14 protein-coding genes and 1 tRNA gene are annotated in these 14,321 nt (G+C 68.5%); 8 read left to right on the top strand and 7 right to left on the bottom strand.

Annotated features, from left to right (window positions below; genetic code table 11):
* Window positions 1-270 precede the first annotated feature (270 nt).
* Window positions 271-1,008 carry a mechanosensitive ion channel family protein gene (locus tag ACZ3HL_RS10005; protein WP_465530096.1) on the top strand — a complete coding sequence of 246 codons (738 nt, stop codon included), beginning with the start codon at window positions 271-273 and terminating at the stop codon, window positions 1,006-1,008.
* Window positions 1,009-1,213: 205 nt separating this feature from the next.
* Window positions 1,214-1,855, top strand: coding sequence for a nicotinamide mononucleotide transporter family protein (locus tag ACZ3HL_RS10000; protein WP_465530094.1), 642 nt, complete (start codon window positions 1,214-1,216; stop codon window positions 1,853-1,855).
* Between the two features lie 76 nt (window positions 1,856-1,931).
* Here ACZ3HL_RS10000 and ACZ3HL_RS09995 read toward each other — a convergent pair whose 3' ends face one another.
* Both ACZ3HL_RS09995 and aceE read right to left on the bottom strand, forming a co-directional pair.
* Complete coding sequence (locus ACZ3HL_RS09995) at window positions 1,932-3,143, bottom strand: alpha-hydroxy acid oxidase (protein ID WP_465530093.1); 1,212 nt, start codon at window positions 3,141-3,143, stop codon at window positions 1,932-1,934.
* A gap of 115 nt (window positions 3,144-3,258) precedes the next feature.
* Entirely contained in the window at window positions 3,259-6,054 is a 2,796-nt protein-coding gene (gene aceE / locus ACZ3HL_RS09990; protein ID WP_465413225.1) for a pyruvate dehydrogenase (acetyl-transferring), homodimeric type, read from the bottom strand.
* Between the two features lie 402 nt (window positions 6,055-6,456).
* On the opposite strand from aceE, the gene ACZ3HL_RS09985 reads away from it, so the two are divergent.
* The 4 genes from ACZ3HL_RS09985 (at window position 6,457) to ACZ3HL_RS09970 (ending at window position 8,538) form a co-directional block, all read left to right on the top strand.
* The gene (locus tag ACZ3HL_RS09985) at window positions 6,457-6,888 is read left to right on the top strand and encodes a DUF3052 domain-containing protein (RefSeq protein WP_016336117.1); all 432 of its coding nucleotides are present in this window, start codon (window positions 6,457-6,459) and stop codon (window positions 6,886-6,888) included.
* 76 nt (window positions 6,889-6,964) lie between these two features.
* Window positions 6,965-7,426, top strand: a complete 462-nt coding sequence (locus ACZ3HL_RS09980) for a peroxiredoxin (RefSeq protein WP_016336116.1) — start codon at window positions 6,965-6,967, stop codon at window positions 7,424-7,426.
* Between the two features lie 39 nt (window positions 7,427-7,465).
* Window positions 7,466-7,537 (top strand) — tRNA-Val (locus ACZ3HL_RS09975).
* Window positions 7,538-7,584: 47 nt separating this feature from the next.
* Window positions 7,585-8,538: a GNAT family N-acetyltransferase gene (locus ACZ3HL_RS09970; protein WP_465530091.1), complete on the top strand. Its 954-nt coding sequence runs from the start codon at window positions 7,585-7,587 to the stop codon at window positions 8,536-8,538.
* A 440-nt stretch (window positions 8,539-8,978) separates the two neighbouring features.
* Here ACZ3HL_RS09970 and ACZ3HL_RS09965 read toward each other — a convergent pair whose 3' ends face one another.
* Window positions 8,979-9,482 carry a carboxymuconolactone decarboxylase family protein gene (locus ACZ3HL_RS09965; RefSeq protein WP_465530089.1) on the bottom strand — a complete coding sequence of 168 codons (504 nt, stop codon included), beginning with the start codon at window positions 9,480-9,482 and terminating at the stop codon, window positions 8,979-8,981.
* A 14-nt stretch (window positions 9,483-9,496) separates the two neighbouring features.
* On the opposite strand from ACZ3HL_RS09965, the gene ACZ3HL_RS09960 reads away from it, so the two are divergent.
* Complete coding sequence (locus tag ACZ3HL_RS09960) at window positions 9,497-10,015, top strand: MarR family winged helix-turn-helix transcriptional regulator (RefSeq protein ID WP_465530087.1); 519 nt, start codon at window positions 9,497-9,499, stop codon at window positions 10,013-10,015.
* Here the strand turns inward: ACZ3HL_RS09960 and ACZ3HL_RS09955 are convergent.
* From ACZ3HL_RS09955 to ACZ3HL_RS09945, 3 genes are read right to left on the bottom strand one after another with little or no spacing between them, the layout of a single operon-like run.
* The gene (locus ACZ3HL_RS09955; protein WP_465530085.1) at window positions 10,012-10,431 is read right to left on the bottom strand and encodes a cupin domain-containing protein; all 420 of its coding nucleotides are present in this window, start codon (window positions 10,429-10,431) and stop codon (window positions 10,012-10,014) included. The two genes, ACZ3HL_RS09960 and ACZ3HL_RS09955, sit on opposite strands and share 4 nt — an antisense overlap.
* Before the next feature lie 41 nt (window positions 10,432-10,472).
* Window positions 10,473-11,969, bottom strand: a complete 1,497-nt coding sequence (locus ACZ3HL_RS09950) for an AMP-binding protein (protein WP_465530083.1) — start codon at window positions 11,967-11,969, stop codon at window positions 10,473-10,475.
* Complete coding sequence (locus ACZ3HL_RS09945) at window positions 11,966-12,574, bottom strand: TetR/AcrR family transcriptional regulator (protein WP_465530081.1); 609 nt, start codon at window positions 12,572-12,574, stop codon at window positions 11,966-11,968. Before ACZ3HL_RS09945 ends, ACZ3HL_RS09950 begins: the two co-directional genes overlap by 4 nt.
* 63 nt (window positions 12,575-12,637) lie before the next feature.
* On the opposite strand from ACZ3HL_RS09945, the gene ACZ3HL_RS09940 reads away from it, so the two are divergent.
* Window positions 12,638-13,129: a DUF1453 domain-containing protein gene (locus ACZ3HL_RS09940; RefSeq protein ID WP_465530079.1), complete on the top strand. Its 492-nt coding sequence runs from the start codon at window positions 12,638-12,640 to the stop codon at window positions 13,127-13,129.
* Here ACZ3HL_RS09940 and ACZ3HL_RS09935 read toward each other — a convergent pair.
* The gene (locus ACZ3HL_RS09935; RefSeq protein ID WP_465530077.1) at window positions 13,126-14,304 is read right to left on the bottom strand and encodes an aminotransferase class V-fold PLP-dependent enzyme; all 1,179 of its coding nucleotides are present in this window, start codon (window positions 14,302-14,304) and stop codon (window positions 13,126-13,128) included. The genes ACZ3HL_RS09940 and ACZ3HL_RS09935 overlap by 4 nt on opposite strands.
* Window positions 14,305-14,321 lie beyond the last annotated feature (17 nt).

Raw genomic sequence — 14,321 nt, 5'->3', positions numbered from 1 at the left:
GGTGTCCTAAGTGGATAGTCATCGGCGGTGAATGTTGAAAGGTATTCGCATAAAACTCGAGGCCGCCCGGCGCTAGCGTTTTTCGCTGCGCCGGACGGCCTCGTCTCCCCGGTCCCCACCGGTGGAACAAGTATGGGACTTGTCGATCTTTTCCCGCTAGCTCACTCACTCGATCGTGGGGCGCCGAGTTGCCGGTGCGGTGCTGGTGATCAACGATCCCTCGCAAGCCGCACCGGGTAGGTCGCGGATGCGCAGAGGAGGGAGTTCGCCGTGGGCGAGCAGCTGAAAGACGGTCTGGGGCAAGCATGGAACCTTGTCGCCACCTTCGTGCCGAAATTGTTCGGCTTCCTGATCATCCTGCTGATCGGCTGGCTGATCGCGAAAGCCGTGTCGAAGGCATTGGGACTGGTTCTGTCGAAGATCGGTTTCGGCAAGCTCATCGAGAAGGCCGGACTCACCGGAACGCTCAAACAAGCGAATGTCGACGCGGGCGGGATCCTCGTCAAACTCGTGTACTACTTCATTCTCCTGATCGCGCTGCAGCTCGCGTTCGGCGTATTCGGTGAGAGCAATCCGGTCAGCGCGCTGCTCAACGACATCATCGCGTTCCTGCCGCGGATCCTGGTGGCGCTGGTGCTGGTGATCGTCGCGGCCGCCGTCGCGAAGGTCGTCCGCGACCTGGTGACCGGGGCGCTGTCGACCCGGCCCGCGGGACGGCTGCTCGGCACGATCGCCTACTGGATGATCATGGCGTTCGGCATCATCGCGGCACTCGGCCAGGTGAACATCGCGACCGCCATCACCGGACCGATCCTGATCACCGTGCTCGCCACCATCGGCGGCGTGATCGTCGTCGGCTTCGGCGGCGGCCTGATCAAGCCGGCGCAGGACCGCTGGCAGGGCTGGCTGGCCAACCTGCAGGGCCAGCTGGAGGCCGGGGACGGCAAGCAGGAGGTCCGTTCGGAGCCGCCGACTTCGCCCGTGGGCATCGGTCGCGTAGATTCGTGAGCATCCGCGTGGGCCCGGTGATCGAGGAAGGCACCGGGCCCACGCGGAGTCGACAGGGCCCGTCGCCGCGGAACACGCGGTGGAGGGCCCTTTCGCGTCCCTGCGAGCGTCTCTCGAGCCGCCCGCCTGTTCCGCACCTCACACTCCCTAGGGAATGGCGTCGGTACGGAGCATGTTGGAGCGGTAGACGGAGAGGGGTGCGGACGTGGACTTGCTGCTGCACAACGGTGTCACGGTGCTCGGACAGTGGATTTCCTTCGCCGAGCTGGCGGGGCAGATCTTCGCGCTGGCCGTGGTCTTCCTGGCGCAACGCCGCACGTTGTGGACCTGGCCGGTGCAGGTCGGCGCCACCGTGCTGCTGTTCTCGGTCTACGTCTCCGCGCATCTCGGCGGGCTCGCGACCAGGCAGATCGCGATCCTCGCCATCTCGATCTACGGCTGGTGGGCCTGGTCCCGCCGCAGCGACCCGGTCTACGGCGTCGTCGTCCGCAAGGGCACGCTCCGCGAGCGCCTGGTGATGATCGGCGCGTTCGCGATCGGTACCACCGCGATGGCGCTGGTCCTCGACGCGCTGAACGCCTCGTGGGCGCCATGGCCGGACGCCGCGATCTTCGTCGGCACGCTGGTCGCCTTCGCCGCGCAGGGCGCGGGTCTCGTCGAGTTCTGGCTGGTGTGGCTGGTCGTCGACGCGATCGGCGTCCCGCTTCAGCTCTCCTCGGGCCTGTACTTCTCCGCGGCGGTCTACATCGTGTTCGCCGGGCTGGTCGTGCACGGCTGGTGGAGCTGGAACCGGACCGCGAAGCAGGTCCGCACCACGCCTGCCGAACTCTCCGCCTCGGCCCGCTGATTCCCCGCATTTCGTCCTCTGGATGCGGTAGTTGGCGACGCGAACTACCGCATCCAGAGGACGAAACGCGCGGGGGTCAGCGCATGGTGGCGTGCGAGGGCTTGAGGTCCGCGAGGGTGCGGACACCCAGCAGCTGCATCGTCCGGACCAGCTCGGCGCGCAGGATGTCCACACACCGCTGAACGCCGCGCTCGCCCCCGGCCATCAGGCCGTAGAGGAACGCGCGCCCGATGAGCACCGCGTCCGCGCCGCGCGCGATCGCGGCCACGACGTCGCCGCCGGAGAGGATGCCGGTGTCGATCCACACCTCGGCGTCGCCCTGGATCTCGTCGAGCACCGCGGGCAGCAGTTCGATCGGCGTCGGCGCGCGGTCGAGCTGACGGCCGCCGTGGTTGGACAGCAGCACCGCGTCCGCACCGTGCTTGACCACGTCACGAGCGTCGTCGACGTTCTGGATTCCCTTGACCACGAGCTTGCCCGGCCAGGTCTGGCGGACCCAGTCGAGGTCGTCGAAGTTCAGGGTCGGGTCGAAGAGCTTGTCGAGCAGTTCGGCGACCGTGCCGTCGAAATGACTCAGCGACGCGAACGTCAGCGGCTCGGTGGTCAGCAGGTTGAACCACCATGCCGGATGCATCGCGCCGTCGGCGAACGTCTTGAGGGTGAGCGCGGGCGGGATGGTGAGACCGTTCCGGACGTCGCGCAGCCGAGCTCCCGCGACCGGGGTGTCCACCGTCAGCATGAGCGTGTCGAACCCGGCGGCCCAGGCGCGATTCATCAGATCTTCGCCCGCTTTATGGTCGCGCCAGACGTAGAGCTGGAACCACTTGCGGGCGTCGGGGGCGGCCGCGGCGAGGTCTTCGATCGACGTCGTCGCCATCGTCGACAGCCCCATCGGGATGCCGTTGCGCTGCGCGACGCGGGCCACCGCGGATTCGCCCTCGTGGTTCATCATGCGGGTGAACCCGGTCGGCGCGAATGCGAACGGCAGCTCCGAACGCTTGCCGAGGATCTCCTTGCCGGTGTCCACATCGGACACCCCGCGCAGGACGTTGGGGTGGAATTCCACGCTGCGGAAGGCCTGCCGGGCGCGGCGGAGGCTGTCTTCCAGCTCCGCGGCGCCGTCGGTGTAGTCGAACGCCGCCCGCGGTGTGCGCTTGCGGGCGAGCATCCGCAGATCGGCGATCGTGTGCGCGCCCGCCAGCCGCCGGTCGGTCGGGTTGAGCACGATCGGCTTCGGCCGCAGGATCTGCTTCAGCTCACTCGGCTTCGGCAGTCGACGCTTGGTCACACTCGCTCACCCTCTCGCAAACATCCGATGTCTTAGCCTAGCTCGTCCGGTTCCGGACGCAAGAAACGGTCCGTTCCTCGCGAATTCCGCAAGGAACGGACCGTTCATGGCATGGCTAGGCGCTGCCGGAATCCGACAACTGCGGACCCGCGGCGGCGACGTCGTCGAGACGGTACTTCCGCGCCGCCTCCGCCACCTTCGCCTGGTCGAACTCGCCGCGTTTGGCGAGCGCGCTCAGCGTGCCGACCACGATCGACTGGGCGTCGACCAGGAACTTCCGCCGGGCGGCCGGGCGGGTGTCGGAGAACCCGAACCCGTCGGTGCCCAGCGTCAGCATGTCGTTCGGCACCCAGGGGCGGATGAGGTCCGGCACGGCGCGCATCCAGTCCGAAACCGCGACGACCGGCCCGTTCACGCCGGACAGCTTCTGCGTGATGTACGGCACACGCGGGGAGTCGCCCGGGTGGAGCAGGTTGTCGTGATCGACCTCGACGGCCTCACGCCGAAGCTCGGTCCACGACGTGGCCGACCACACGGCCGCGCGTACGCCCCACTCCTCGGCCAGCATCTGCTGGGCGCGGAGCGCGTCCGGCATCGTGACGCCGGAGACCAGGATCTGCGCCTCCGGGCCGTCGCCCGACGGCGCGTCGGCGTACTTGTAGAGACCCTTGAGCAGGCCGTCGACGTCGAGGTTCTCGGGCTCGGCGGGCTGCTGGTAGGGCTCGTTGTAGATCGTCATGTAGTAGAAGATGTTCTCGCCGTTGCCGTCCGGCCCGGTCTCGCCGTACATCCGGCGCAGACCGTCCCGCACGATGTGGGCGATCTCGAACGACCAGGCCGCGTCGTAGGCCACGACGGCCGGGTTGGTCGCCGCCAGCAGCAGCGAGTGCCCGTCGGCGTGCTGCAGGCCCTCACCGGTCAGCGTGGTGCGGCCGGCGGTGGCGCCGAGCACGAACCCGCGGGCCATCTGGTCCGCCGCCGCGTAGAGGCCGTCACCGGTCCGCTGGAACCCGAACATCGAGTAGAAGATGTAGATCGGGATCATCGGCTCGCCGTGCGTGGCGTACGAGGTGCCGACGGCGGTGAACGACGCGGTGGACCCCGCCTCGTTGATGCCCTCGTGCAGGATGACGCCCTTCTCGGACTCCTTGTAGGCCAGCATCAGGCTCGCGTCGACCGACGTGTACGTCTGGCCGTGCGGGTTGTAGATCTTGGCCGTCGGGAACATCGAGTCGAGCCCGAAGGTGCGCGCCTCGTCCGGGATGATCGGGACGATCCGCTTGCCGATCTCGGAATCCTTCGCCAGCTCGCGGACCAGCCGGACGAACGCCATCGTGGTGGCGACCTCCTGCTTGCCCGAGCCCTTGCGGATGCCTTCGTAGACCTTGTCGCCGGGCAGCACGAGAGCCTTCGAGGCCTTCGGGCGGCGCTCCGGCAGGAAGCCGCCGAGCGCCTTCCGGCGGCCGATCATGTACTCGATCTCCGGCGATTCCTTGCCGGGGTGGTAGTACGGCGGCAGCTTCGGGTCACGCTCGAGCTCCTCGTCGCTGATCGGGATGCGCTGGGCGTCCCGGAACAGCTTGAGGTCGTCGAGGGTGAGCTTCTTCATCTGGTGCGTGGCGTTGCGGCCCTCGAAGGACGGCCCGAGGCCGTAACCCTTGATGGTGTGGGCCAGGATCACCGTCGGCTGGCCGTGGTGCTCCAGCGCCGACTTGTAGGCCGCGTAGACCTTGCGGTAGTCGTGCCCACCGCGCTTGAGGTTCCAGACGTCGGCGTCGGTGAGGTCCTTGACCAGTTCCTTGGTCCGCGGGTCGCGGCCGAAGAAGTGCTCGCGGACGAAGGCGCCGTCGTTGGCCTTGTAGGTCTGGAAGTCGCCGTCCGGCGTGGTGTTCATCAGGTTGACCAGCGCGCCGTCACGGTCGGCGTGCAGCAGTGAGTCCCACTCGCGGCCCCAGATGACCTTGATGACGTTCCAGCCGGCGCCGCGGAAGTACGACTCCAGCTCCTGGATGATCTTGCCGTTGCCGCGCACCGGGCCGTCGAGCCGCTGCAGGTTGCAGTTGATCACGAAGGTCAGGTTGTCGAGACCCTCGCCGGCGGCCACGTGGATGAGGCCGCGCGATTCCGGCTCGTCCATCTCGCCGTCGCCGAGGAACGCCCAGACGTGCTGGTCGCTGGTGTCCTTGATGCCGCGATCGCGCAGGTAGCGGTTGAATCGCGCCTGGTAGATCGCGTTCATCGGGCCGAGGCCCATGGACACGGTCGGGTTCTCCCAGAACTCCGGCATCAGCCGCGGGTGCGGGTACGACGGCAGGCCGCCGCCCTCGCCGGCGTGCGAGAACTCCTGGCGGAAGCCGTCCAGCTGGTTCTCGGACAGCCTGCCCTCGAGGAACGCGCGGGCGTAGATGCCGGGGGAGGCGTGGCCCTGGATGAAGATCTGGTCGCCGCCGCTCGAGTGGTCCTTGCCGCGGAAGAAGTGGTTGAAGCCCACTTCGTACAGCGCCGCGGACGAGCCGTAGGTCGAGATGTGCCCGCCGACGCCGACGCCGGGACGCTGCGCGCGGTGCACCATGATCGCGGCGTTCCACCGGATGTAGGCGCGGTAGCGGCGCTCGATCTCCTCGTCACCGGGGAACCAGGGTTCGTTCTCGGTGGGGATGGTGTTGACGTAGTCCGTCGACGTCAGCGCCGGGACGCCGACGTGGCGTTCCCTGGCCCGCTCGAGGATGCGCAGCATCAGGTACCGGGCGCGCTGCTGACCACCCCTGGCCAGCGCCTCGTCGAAGGAGTCCAGCCATTCGGCGGTCTCCTCCGGGTCGATGTCGGGCAGGTGCGCCGCCAATCCGTCACGGATGACGCGGACGCGTGCCGGGGTCTCCTTGCCGGAGGCGCCGTCGTTCTGCGGGGCCAAGGGGTCTCCTTGCGAAAGGTGGTAGCTGGTTGTGCTCGTACGCGGGCGTGTTCGCCTTCCATCGTCGTCCTCCGGTTCCGTTCGCGTCACCGCTACTGATCGGTAACGTTCGCGGACCCGATTGCGACACGCCTCGCACGCGCCTGTACTCGCGCGCGCGTTTTCTCTCCCACCCTAAAGCAGGCCGTCCGGCGGTGCCCAGGCGCGCCCGGATTGGCCCCGTGAGAGTGGGCCGAATGTCCGTACGTCGCGACACGAGTTGTTCAAGATCCGGTGTGGACGGTTGCGCGGAACGCTTCACCAGTGTTCGCTAACGGGCATCGTGTACCCGAGTGTGGTGCCCGCCCGGTCGATCAGGCCGACGCGACACCACGCTCCGTCGTAGTTGGAGGAGTGACAGCAGTGGTCGCCGCGGGAGACGCTGATCAGAGCAGCGTCGCCGAAAGGCTCGGGATCAAGCCGGACATGGTGGTCCAGGAGATCGGCTGGGACGAGGACGTCGACGACGACCTTCGTGCGGCGATCGAGGAACAGATCGGCGGCGACATCCTCGACGAGGACGCCGACGAGGTCATCGACGTGGTGCTGCTGTGGTGGCGCGAAGACGACGGTGATCTCGGTGACACGCTGATCGAGGTCCGGACTCCCCTGAACGAGAACGGCGTGATCTGGGTGCTGACCCCGAAGACGGGCCAGCCCGGGCATGTCGAGCCGAGTGACATCGCCGAAGCGGTGCCGCAGGTCGGGCTGGCGCAGACGGCCAACATCAGCGCCGGTCCCAAATGGGCGGGCACGCGGCTGGTTTCGCCGAAGTCGTCCAAGACCAAGCGGTGACCTCTCCGGGCGCGCGATCGACACGATAGGGTTGTCGTCGCAGGCCCCTGTTCGCTCTTGAGAGGAAACCGCCGGTATGGCCGTCGAGGTCGGATCGCAAGCCCCGGACTTCACGCTCAACGACTACAACAAGCAGTCCGTGACGCTGTCGTCCTTCAAGGGTGACAAGCCGGTCCTGCTCGTGTTCTACCCGTTCGCGTTCAGCGGTATCTGCACCGGCGAGCTGTGCCAGCTCCGCGACGAGTTCGCGGACTACGACGGCCAGGGCGTCCAGGTCATCGGCGTGTCCGTGGACACCCCGTTCTCGCTCAAGGCGTGGGCCGAGCAGGAGGGTTACCAGTTCCCGCTGCTTTCGGACTTCTGGCCGCACGGCGAGGTCGCGAAGGCCTACGGCGTCTTCAACGAGGCGGCAGGCCTGGCCACCCGCGGCACCTTCCTGATCGACAAGGACGGCGTCGTGCGGTTCGCCGAGGTCAACCAGCCCGGCGAGGCGCGCGACCAGCAGGCGTGGAAGAAGGCCGTGGCCTCGCTGGCCTGAGTCTTCACCGGTGGCACCCGTGCGCGGGTGTCACCTCCCGGGCGCATAGCTCAGCGGGAGAGCACTCGGTTTACACCCGAGCGGTCGTAGGTTCGATCCCTACTGCGCCCACCGAAAACCCGGCGACAGCCCCGCCCGCGCGGGCTACGTTCAGCCGCATGCACGACCTCACGTGGCGGCCACTGCGGCCCGAGGACGCCGAGGCGTCGGCCGGCCTCCTCAACGCGATGGAGACCGTCGACCAGATCGGCGAGAACTACACCGCGGAGGACACCCTCCAGGAGCTGATCGACCCGTACGCGGACCTCGAACGGGCGAGTCTCGCCGCCTTCGACGGCGAGGTGATGGTCGGCTACATGAAGATCCGCTTCAAACCGTCCGCCGAGGAGGTCCATCGGGTCTTCCTCGACGGCGGAGTCCACCCCGCGTATCGCCGCCGGGGGATCGGCGGCGCGCTTGTCGACGCGGGCGTGGCGGCGGCCAAGGTAGTGCACGCGCTGCATCACCCGTCCGCGAAGCTCGTGGTGGACGTCAACCGGCCCGAGCGCATCGCGGGCCTTGCCGAGCTCGTCCGCTCCCGGGGCTTCGAGCCCGTGCGCTACTTCCAGCGCATGGAGCACTCGCTCGGCGTCGTCGACGGTCCGGTGATCCCCGAAGGGTTCCGGATCGAGCCGTGGTCGGAGCGGAACGACGAGGACTTCCGGGCGGTCCGGAACGAGGCGTACCGGGACCACTGGGGTGCTGTGCCGATGCCCGCCGAACTCTGGCGGAACAAGATCACCAACCAGACTTTCCGGCCCGAGGTCAGCTTCCTGCTTCGTGCGGCGGGCTCGGCGGTGGGGATGGTGGTGACCATGTGCTGGGACGCGGACACGGAGGCCACCGGCGTCCGCGATGCGCACTTCATGGTGATCGGAACGCTTCGGGAGTACCGGCGGCGAGGTGTCGCGAGCGCGCTGATGGGGCACGCGCTGCGGGCCGCCGCCGAGCAGGGGTACGACCGCGCGAGTGCGAACGTGGACTCGGCGGATCCTTCGGGCGCGTTCGGGGTTTTCGAGAAGGCGGGCTTCGTGCCGGCGATGCGCTACGTGCGCTGGGCGCTCGACGTCTGACCCGTCACGCAGTTAGTCGACTAAATGCGGAACGAGACTCGAGGTGAGAGCCGTCCGCCTGGACACGCGTGTCGTCCATCCCGTCACGCGAGACCGCCGCCCGGGGCTTCGTGCCGGATGGCTGGTCGCTCGAGGTCTGACGTCGTGGCGCCGGCGCTGCCGCCATTAGCCGACTAAATGCGGCCGAGACACGTGAAGGCCCCCTTCCCTCGGCTCAGTCGGGGGAAGGGGGCCTTCACGCACCCCCAAAGCCTGTGGAACGTTTTCGGTTTCGGCGGTCTGGTCTGCCCCCTCGGCAGGCCAGACCGCCGGTGTGCGCCGCGCCGCGGGTGGCGAACTTTCGGCTACACAAGAGAAGAGGCGGTCGGGTCTGCCCAGATACATCAAGATCGGCGGCCATTGGAGTGATCCGGGCCGCGAGGGGCGATCACGCAGAGCGACTAGGCGCGAATGAGCCTGTTCGCCAAGGTCGACATCGTGTAGGCCCCGATGCCCATGACGACTTCGAGGGCGTTCCGTTCGGTGTAGCCGTGGCCGAAGAAGGTCCGCAGGGTCTCGTCGTCGACCGCGCCGGCGGTTTCGAGCACCGCGAGCGTGAACTGCCGGATGGCTTCCAGCCGCTCGTCGGGCACCGGCTCCTGGGAGCGAAGCGCCGCGATGACGTCGTCGTCCGCGTGAAGCCCCTTCAGCTTGCCGGTGTGGATCTCGACGCACACCTCGCAGCCGTTGCGGGTCGCCACGGTCATCACGACCGTTTCCCGCGCGAGGGGTTCGAGCGTCGTCCGCTCGAAACTCGCGCTGAGCTTCAGGAAACCGTCGAGCAGTTCGGGTGACGACGCCTGCCGGGCGACGGCGGTGGGGAGGTGGCCGAACTTCCGGATGGTCGCCTCCATCGAGCGCCGCGAGGCTTCGGGCGCGGTTTCGACGGTGTGATCGGTGAACAAGGTTTCCCCTTAAGATGGTCAACGTGGTTGACGAAAAGGTAAACCAAGTTGTCGATTCAGGCAAGCGGGTTGTCGATCCGCCCGGCTACGAGCTGCCGCTCCTGCTGTTCGCGGGCTTCCGCTCGATCATCGACCGGATGCACGCCGAATTGGCCGGACAAGGGCATCCCGACGTCCGCCCGGCGTACGGCTTCGCCATGCAGGCGATCGGCCGCGAAGGAGCGACGGCGAGCGAGATCGGGCGGCGGCTCGGGGTCAGCAAACAGGCGGCGGGCAAGACCGTCGACAAGCTGGAGCAACTCGGCTACGTCGCGCGCATCGACGACCCGGCCGACGCGCGGCGCAAGGTCGTGCGGCTCACCGGCCGCGGGTTCGACTCACTCGGCCGGACGGCGGCGATCTTCGAGGAGCTGCGCAAGGAGTGGGCCGCCACGCTGGGCGTCGAAAGGGTCCGCGCGCTCGAAACGGACCTCCGCACGATGGCGCCCGCGGACGGCTTCCGCCTGGACGTCGCGGGCTGGTTCGGAGCCTAGAACGGGCAGCCGGGGTTGGGCGCGTCCTGCGACAGCGGGCTTCCGTGCGGCAGCACGTAGAGCACTTCCAGCACCACCGGCGTCGTCCCGAGGTTCCGTCCGATGTGGACGGTATCGCTCGGCTCGGTGAAGACGGCGCCCTCGCGGTACAAGCCGTCGAGCCCGCAATCGGCCGAGTTGTGCGTCAGCGTGCCGGCCTTGACGTACGCGTGGAGCCTGCCGTCGTGGTAGTGCCAGCCGGTGTAGCCGCCGGGCTGGATGACGACCTCGCGCAGCACGTAATCGGTGTCCCCGACGGTCTTCTGGTGGAAGATCGTCCCGGTCACGCCGGATCCGGGGGTCGCCTCGGCCGTCGCCGGGACGGCCATGGCGAGAACGAGGGTGGCGAGCAGCGTGGTCACGGACCGCAGGCGCATGAGCGAACCGTACCGCGATGCGCACCGCCCGAACGGGCCGTTCATTCCGCCCGAAGCGTCCGCCGCAACATCTTGCCGCTCTCGGTCCGCGGCAGCCGCTCGCGGAAATCGAACCGGCGCGGCGTCTTGAACCCGGCCAGCTCGGTTCGGCAGTGCTCTTCGAGCCGCTTCGCCAGCGCGGCGTCCCCGGCAGTCCCCTCGACCGGCTGGACGACCGCGACGACCCGTTGCCCCCACTCGGGATCCGGTTCCCCGATCACTGCGACGTCGGCGACGTCGGGATGGCCCAGCAGCCGCGCCTCGATCTCGGCCGGGTAGATGTTCACGCCACCGGAAAGGATGAGATCCGTCCGCCGGTCGCACAGGAACACCCGCCCCGCGGCGTCGAGGTAACCGACGTCCCCGACGGTGACGAATTCGCCGGAACGCGCGGCGGCGGTCTTGTCCGGGTCGTCGTGATAGTCGAATCTCGTGTGCGCGGAACTGAAGTAGAGCGTCCCGGTCTCGCCGGCGGGGAGTTCCGAGCCGTCGTCGTCGAGCACCTTGACGCGCACGCCGTCCAGTGGTCTGCCGACGGTCCCCGGCTCGGCGAGCCAGTCGCGCGCGTGCACGGCCGTGATCAGGCCCTCGGACGCGCCGTAGTACTCGTGGACCACCGGTCCGAGCCAGGCGAGCATTCGCTCCTTGACCTCCTTCGGGCACGGAGCGGCGCCGTGGATGACCGAAGTCAGGCTCGACAGGTCGTACCGCGCGCGGACGTCGTCGGGCAACCGCAGCATGCGGTGGAACATCGTCGGCACCAGATGCGTGCTCGTCACCCGGTGCTTTTCGGTGAGCCGCAGCGTTTCCTCGGCGTCGAACCGGTCCATCAGCACGAGCGTGTGCCCGAGATGCAGGATCGCGGTCGAGAACATGCCCGGCGCCGCGTGGTAGAGCGGGCAGGCGACGAGGTGCACACCCCGCCCTGGCCGGACGTCCAGGCGTTCGAGGACGTTCGCGTGGATCGGGTGCAGCGCGGGCGGCCGCCCGGACAGGGCGCGCCGGACGCCTTTGGGGCGCCCCGTGGTCCCGGAGGTGTAGAGCATCGTCTGGCCCGCGGTCCGTAGCTCCGGTGTGGTGGTGGGCCGGTCCGCGCCCCAGGCCGCGTAGTCCGCCCAACCGGGTGTCTCTCCGCGCGAAAATCGGTGCAGGCCCGCCAGTTCCGCGGTGCACGTGGCGGCGATGTCCGCGTCCGCGACGGCGACCTTGGCGCCGCTGTTGGCCGCTATGTAGGCGATCTCGCCCGGTGAGGACCGGTGGTTGACCGGGGTGAAGTACATCCCCGCCTGCAGGGTCGCCAGCAGGAGCTCGTAATAGGTGAGTCCATTGTGGATGATCGCGACGACGCCGTCTCCTTCGCCGAGCCCGAGTGCGCGCAAGGCGTGGGTCAGCTGGTTCGCGCGCGCCGACAGCTCGCCGAAGGTGGTCTCCCGGCCGTCGACGTCGATCACCGCGACGCGGCCGGGATCGTGGGCGGCGATCTCGTAGAACGTGCTCATTCCGGGCACCGCAGGCTCTCCAGATGCCGCCGCAGCACCGTGCGCATCAGCTCCGGCGACGTCCGGCCCGTCGACAGCGCGAGCCCGTCCAGGAGCGCGGCCAGCCGCTCGGTCTCCACGGCCAGGTCGAGACCTTCGAGGAGGCCGCCCGCTTCGTGCGCGCCGTCGAGCACCCGCCGGACGAGGGCGCGTACTCCCTCATACACGCGGACGGCCTCCTCGGCGAGGTCCGGCCGGTTCTTCGCGGCGGCCGAAAACGCCAGCCAGACATCGGTTTCGGCGCGGGTCTGCTCGGTGAGCGGGAGAAGTTCGCCCAGCAGCGCTTCGGTGATCTCCTGCCGTCGTGAGCGCGGTATCGCGGGGTCGAGCAGGTCGGGGAGGTGCCCCAGCAGCCTCGCCTCGAGCCGGTCGCCGAGCGACCGCATGGCGAACACGATCAGCTCGTCGTGGCCGCGGAAGTAGTGCCGCACCGAACCGATCGCGAGACCGGCCTCCTCGGCCACGCTCCGGAGCGACGCCTGCGCGAGCCCATCGCGCTGGATCACCCGGAAGACGGCTTCGGCTATCTCCAGGCGCCGGGCATCGGGATCGACGATCTTGGGCATGTTGCCTTTATAGCACGACCTTGCTATTTTATTTGGCACAGTCGTGCTACAAAGGGGGAGTTCATGCGGACCTGGTTGCTGATCGCGCTGGTGGTCGCCGTGGTGATCGTGATCGTCGTGCGCAGGTTGCGCGGGGAGCCGCTGGTCGCCCGGGAGGTGTTCGGGGCGCCGATGGTGCTGCTCGCGATCGGGGTCTACGGCCTGACCAAACTGGAGAACTTCACCTTCACCGACGGCGCCTGGCTCGTGCTGGGGTCCGGCGTCGGATGCGGCCTCGGCGCGGTGCGCGCCGCCACCACGAAACTGTTCGAGCGCGACGGCGTGCTGTGGCTGCGTTACACCGGCTGGACGTTCGGCGTCTGGGTGCTGTCGCTCGTGGTGAACTTCGGGGTCGGCTTCCTGGCCACGATGGCCGGGGCGCATCCCGACGCGCGCCCGGTGACGTTGTCGATCGGCGTCAGCCTGCTGGGAGAGGCGTTGGTGCTCGGTAAGCGCGCGAAAACGACGGGGCTGCCGTACGCCCCGCCGTCCGAGTCGACGCTTTCCCGTCGCTAGGCCAGTTTCCCGACTTCGCCGACGAGGAGAGCGATGTCGTCTTCGGTGTTGAAGTAGTGCACCGACGACCGGACCAGCGGTGGCAAACCGCGGGCGACGAAGTCGAATTGGGCGGACGTGGCTTCCGTGACGCTGACGTTGATCCTCGCCGCCGCCAGGCGCCGCTTCACTTCCTGCGACGGGGTTTTCGCCACGCTGAACGTGACGATCCCGCACTGTCGCGTGCCCTGGTCGTGGACGCGGACGCCGGGGATCTCGCGCAGCGCGTCGCGCAGTTTCGCCGCGAGGGCGGCGACCCGGGCTTCGATGGCGGGCAGGCCCCATTCGAGGGCGTAGTCGATCGCCGCGCCGAGACCGTGCAGGGCGGCGTGATCGCGTTCCCAGACCTCGAACATCTTCGCCGTCGGATCGACTTCGTAGGTTTCGGGCGCGGTCCAGGCCGCCGAATGAAGATCGAGCATCGCGGGCTCGACGCGCTCGCGCAGCCGCGGGTGCGCGTAGAGGAACCCGGTGCCGCGTGGCCCGCGCAGGTACTTGCGGCCGGTGACGCTGAGGGCGTCGCAGTTCAGGCGCACGACGTCGAGGTCGATCTGGCCGGCGCTCTGGCACGCGTCCAGCAGGAACGGGATCCCGGCCTCGCGCGCGACCGCGCCGATCTCTTCGGCGGGGTTCACCAGGCCGCCCTGGGTCGGCACGTGGGAGACGGCGATGAGTTTGACGTCGCCGTCGACGCGGCGCTTGAGGTCCTCGACGTCCAGCTGCCCCGACTCGTCGTTCTCGACCACCTCGACGACGGCGCCGGTGCGCTTCGCGATCTGCAGGAACGAGATGACGTTGCTCGCGTACTCGGATTTCGCCGTCAGGATCCGGTCTCCCGCGGCGAACGGCAGCGCGTAGAAGATCGCCTGCCAGGCGCGGGTCGCGTTGTCGGTCAGGGCGATGTCTTCGGGATCCGCGCCGACGAGGCGCGCGGCCGAGGCGTAGACGCCGTTCATCCGCTCCGCTGTCGCCGCGGCCTGCTCGTATCCGCCGATCAGGGCTTCTTCCCGCAAGTAGCCGACGACGGTGTCGGTCACCCGGGCGGGCGGCAGCGACGATCCGGCGTTGTTGAGGTGGACCACCTCCGCGCAGCCTGGTGTCTCGGCGCGGGCGCGGTGCACATCGAAGTCCGTCATGCCTAACTGAATACAGT

It is taken from the genome of Amycolatopsis sp. NPDC000009, from assembly GCF_055563465.1.
This window is presented reverse-complemented; position numbering and strand designations above follow the sequence as displayed.

Coding starts and splice junctions, on each gene's coding strand:
- ACZ3HL_RS09935 (WP_465530077.1), bottom strand. CDS start 14,304: ATGACGGACTTCGATGTGCACCGCGCCCGCGCCGAGACACCAGGCTGC.
- ACZ3HL_RS09970 (WP_465530091.1), top strand. CDS start 7,585: ATGCACGACCTCACGTGGCGGCCACTGCGGCCCGAGGACGCCGAGGCG.
- ACZ3HL_RS09940 (WP_465530079.1), top strand. CDS start 12,638: ATGCGGACCTGGTTGCTGATCGCGCTGGTGGTCGCCGTGGTGATCGTG.
- ACZ3HL_RS09945 (WP_465530081.1), bottom strand. CDS start 12,574: ATGCCCAAGATCGTCGATCCCGATGCCCGGCGCCTGGAGATAGCCGAA.
- ACZ3HL_RS09950 (WP_465530083.1), bottom strand. CDS start 11,969: ATGAGCACGTTCTACGAGATCGCCGCCCACGATCCCGGCCGCGTCGCG.
- ACZ3HL_RS09955 (WP_465530085.1), bottom strand. CDS start 10,431: ATGCGCCTGCGGTCCGTGACCACGCTGCTCGCCACCCTCGTTCTCGCC.
- ACZ3HL_RS09960 (WP_465530087.1), top strand. CDS start 9,497: ATGGTCAACGTGGTTGACGAAAAGGTAAACCAAGTTGTCGATTCAGGC.
- ACZ3HL_RS09980 (WP_016336116.1), top strand. CDS start 6,965: ATGGCCGTCGAGGTCGGATCGCAAGCCCCGGACTTCACGCTCAACGAC.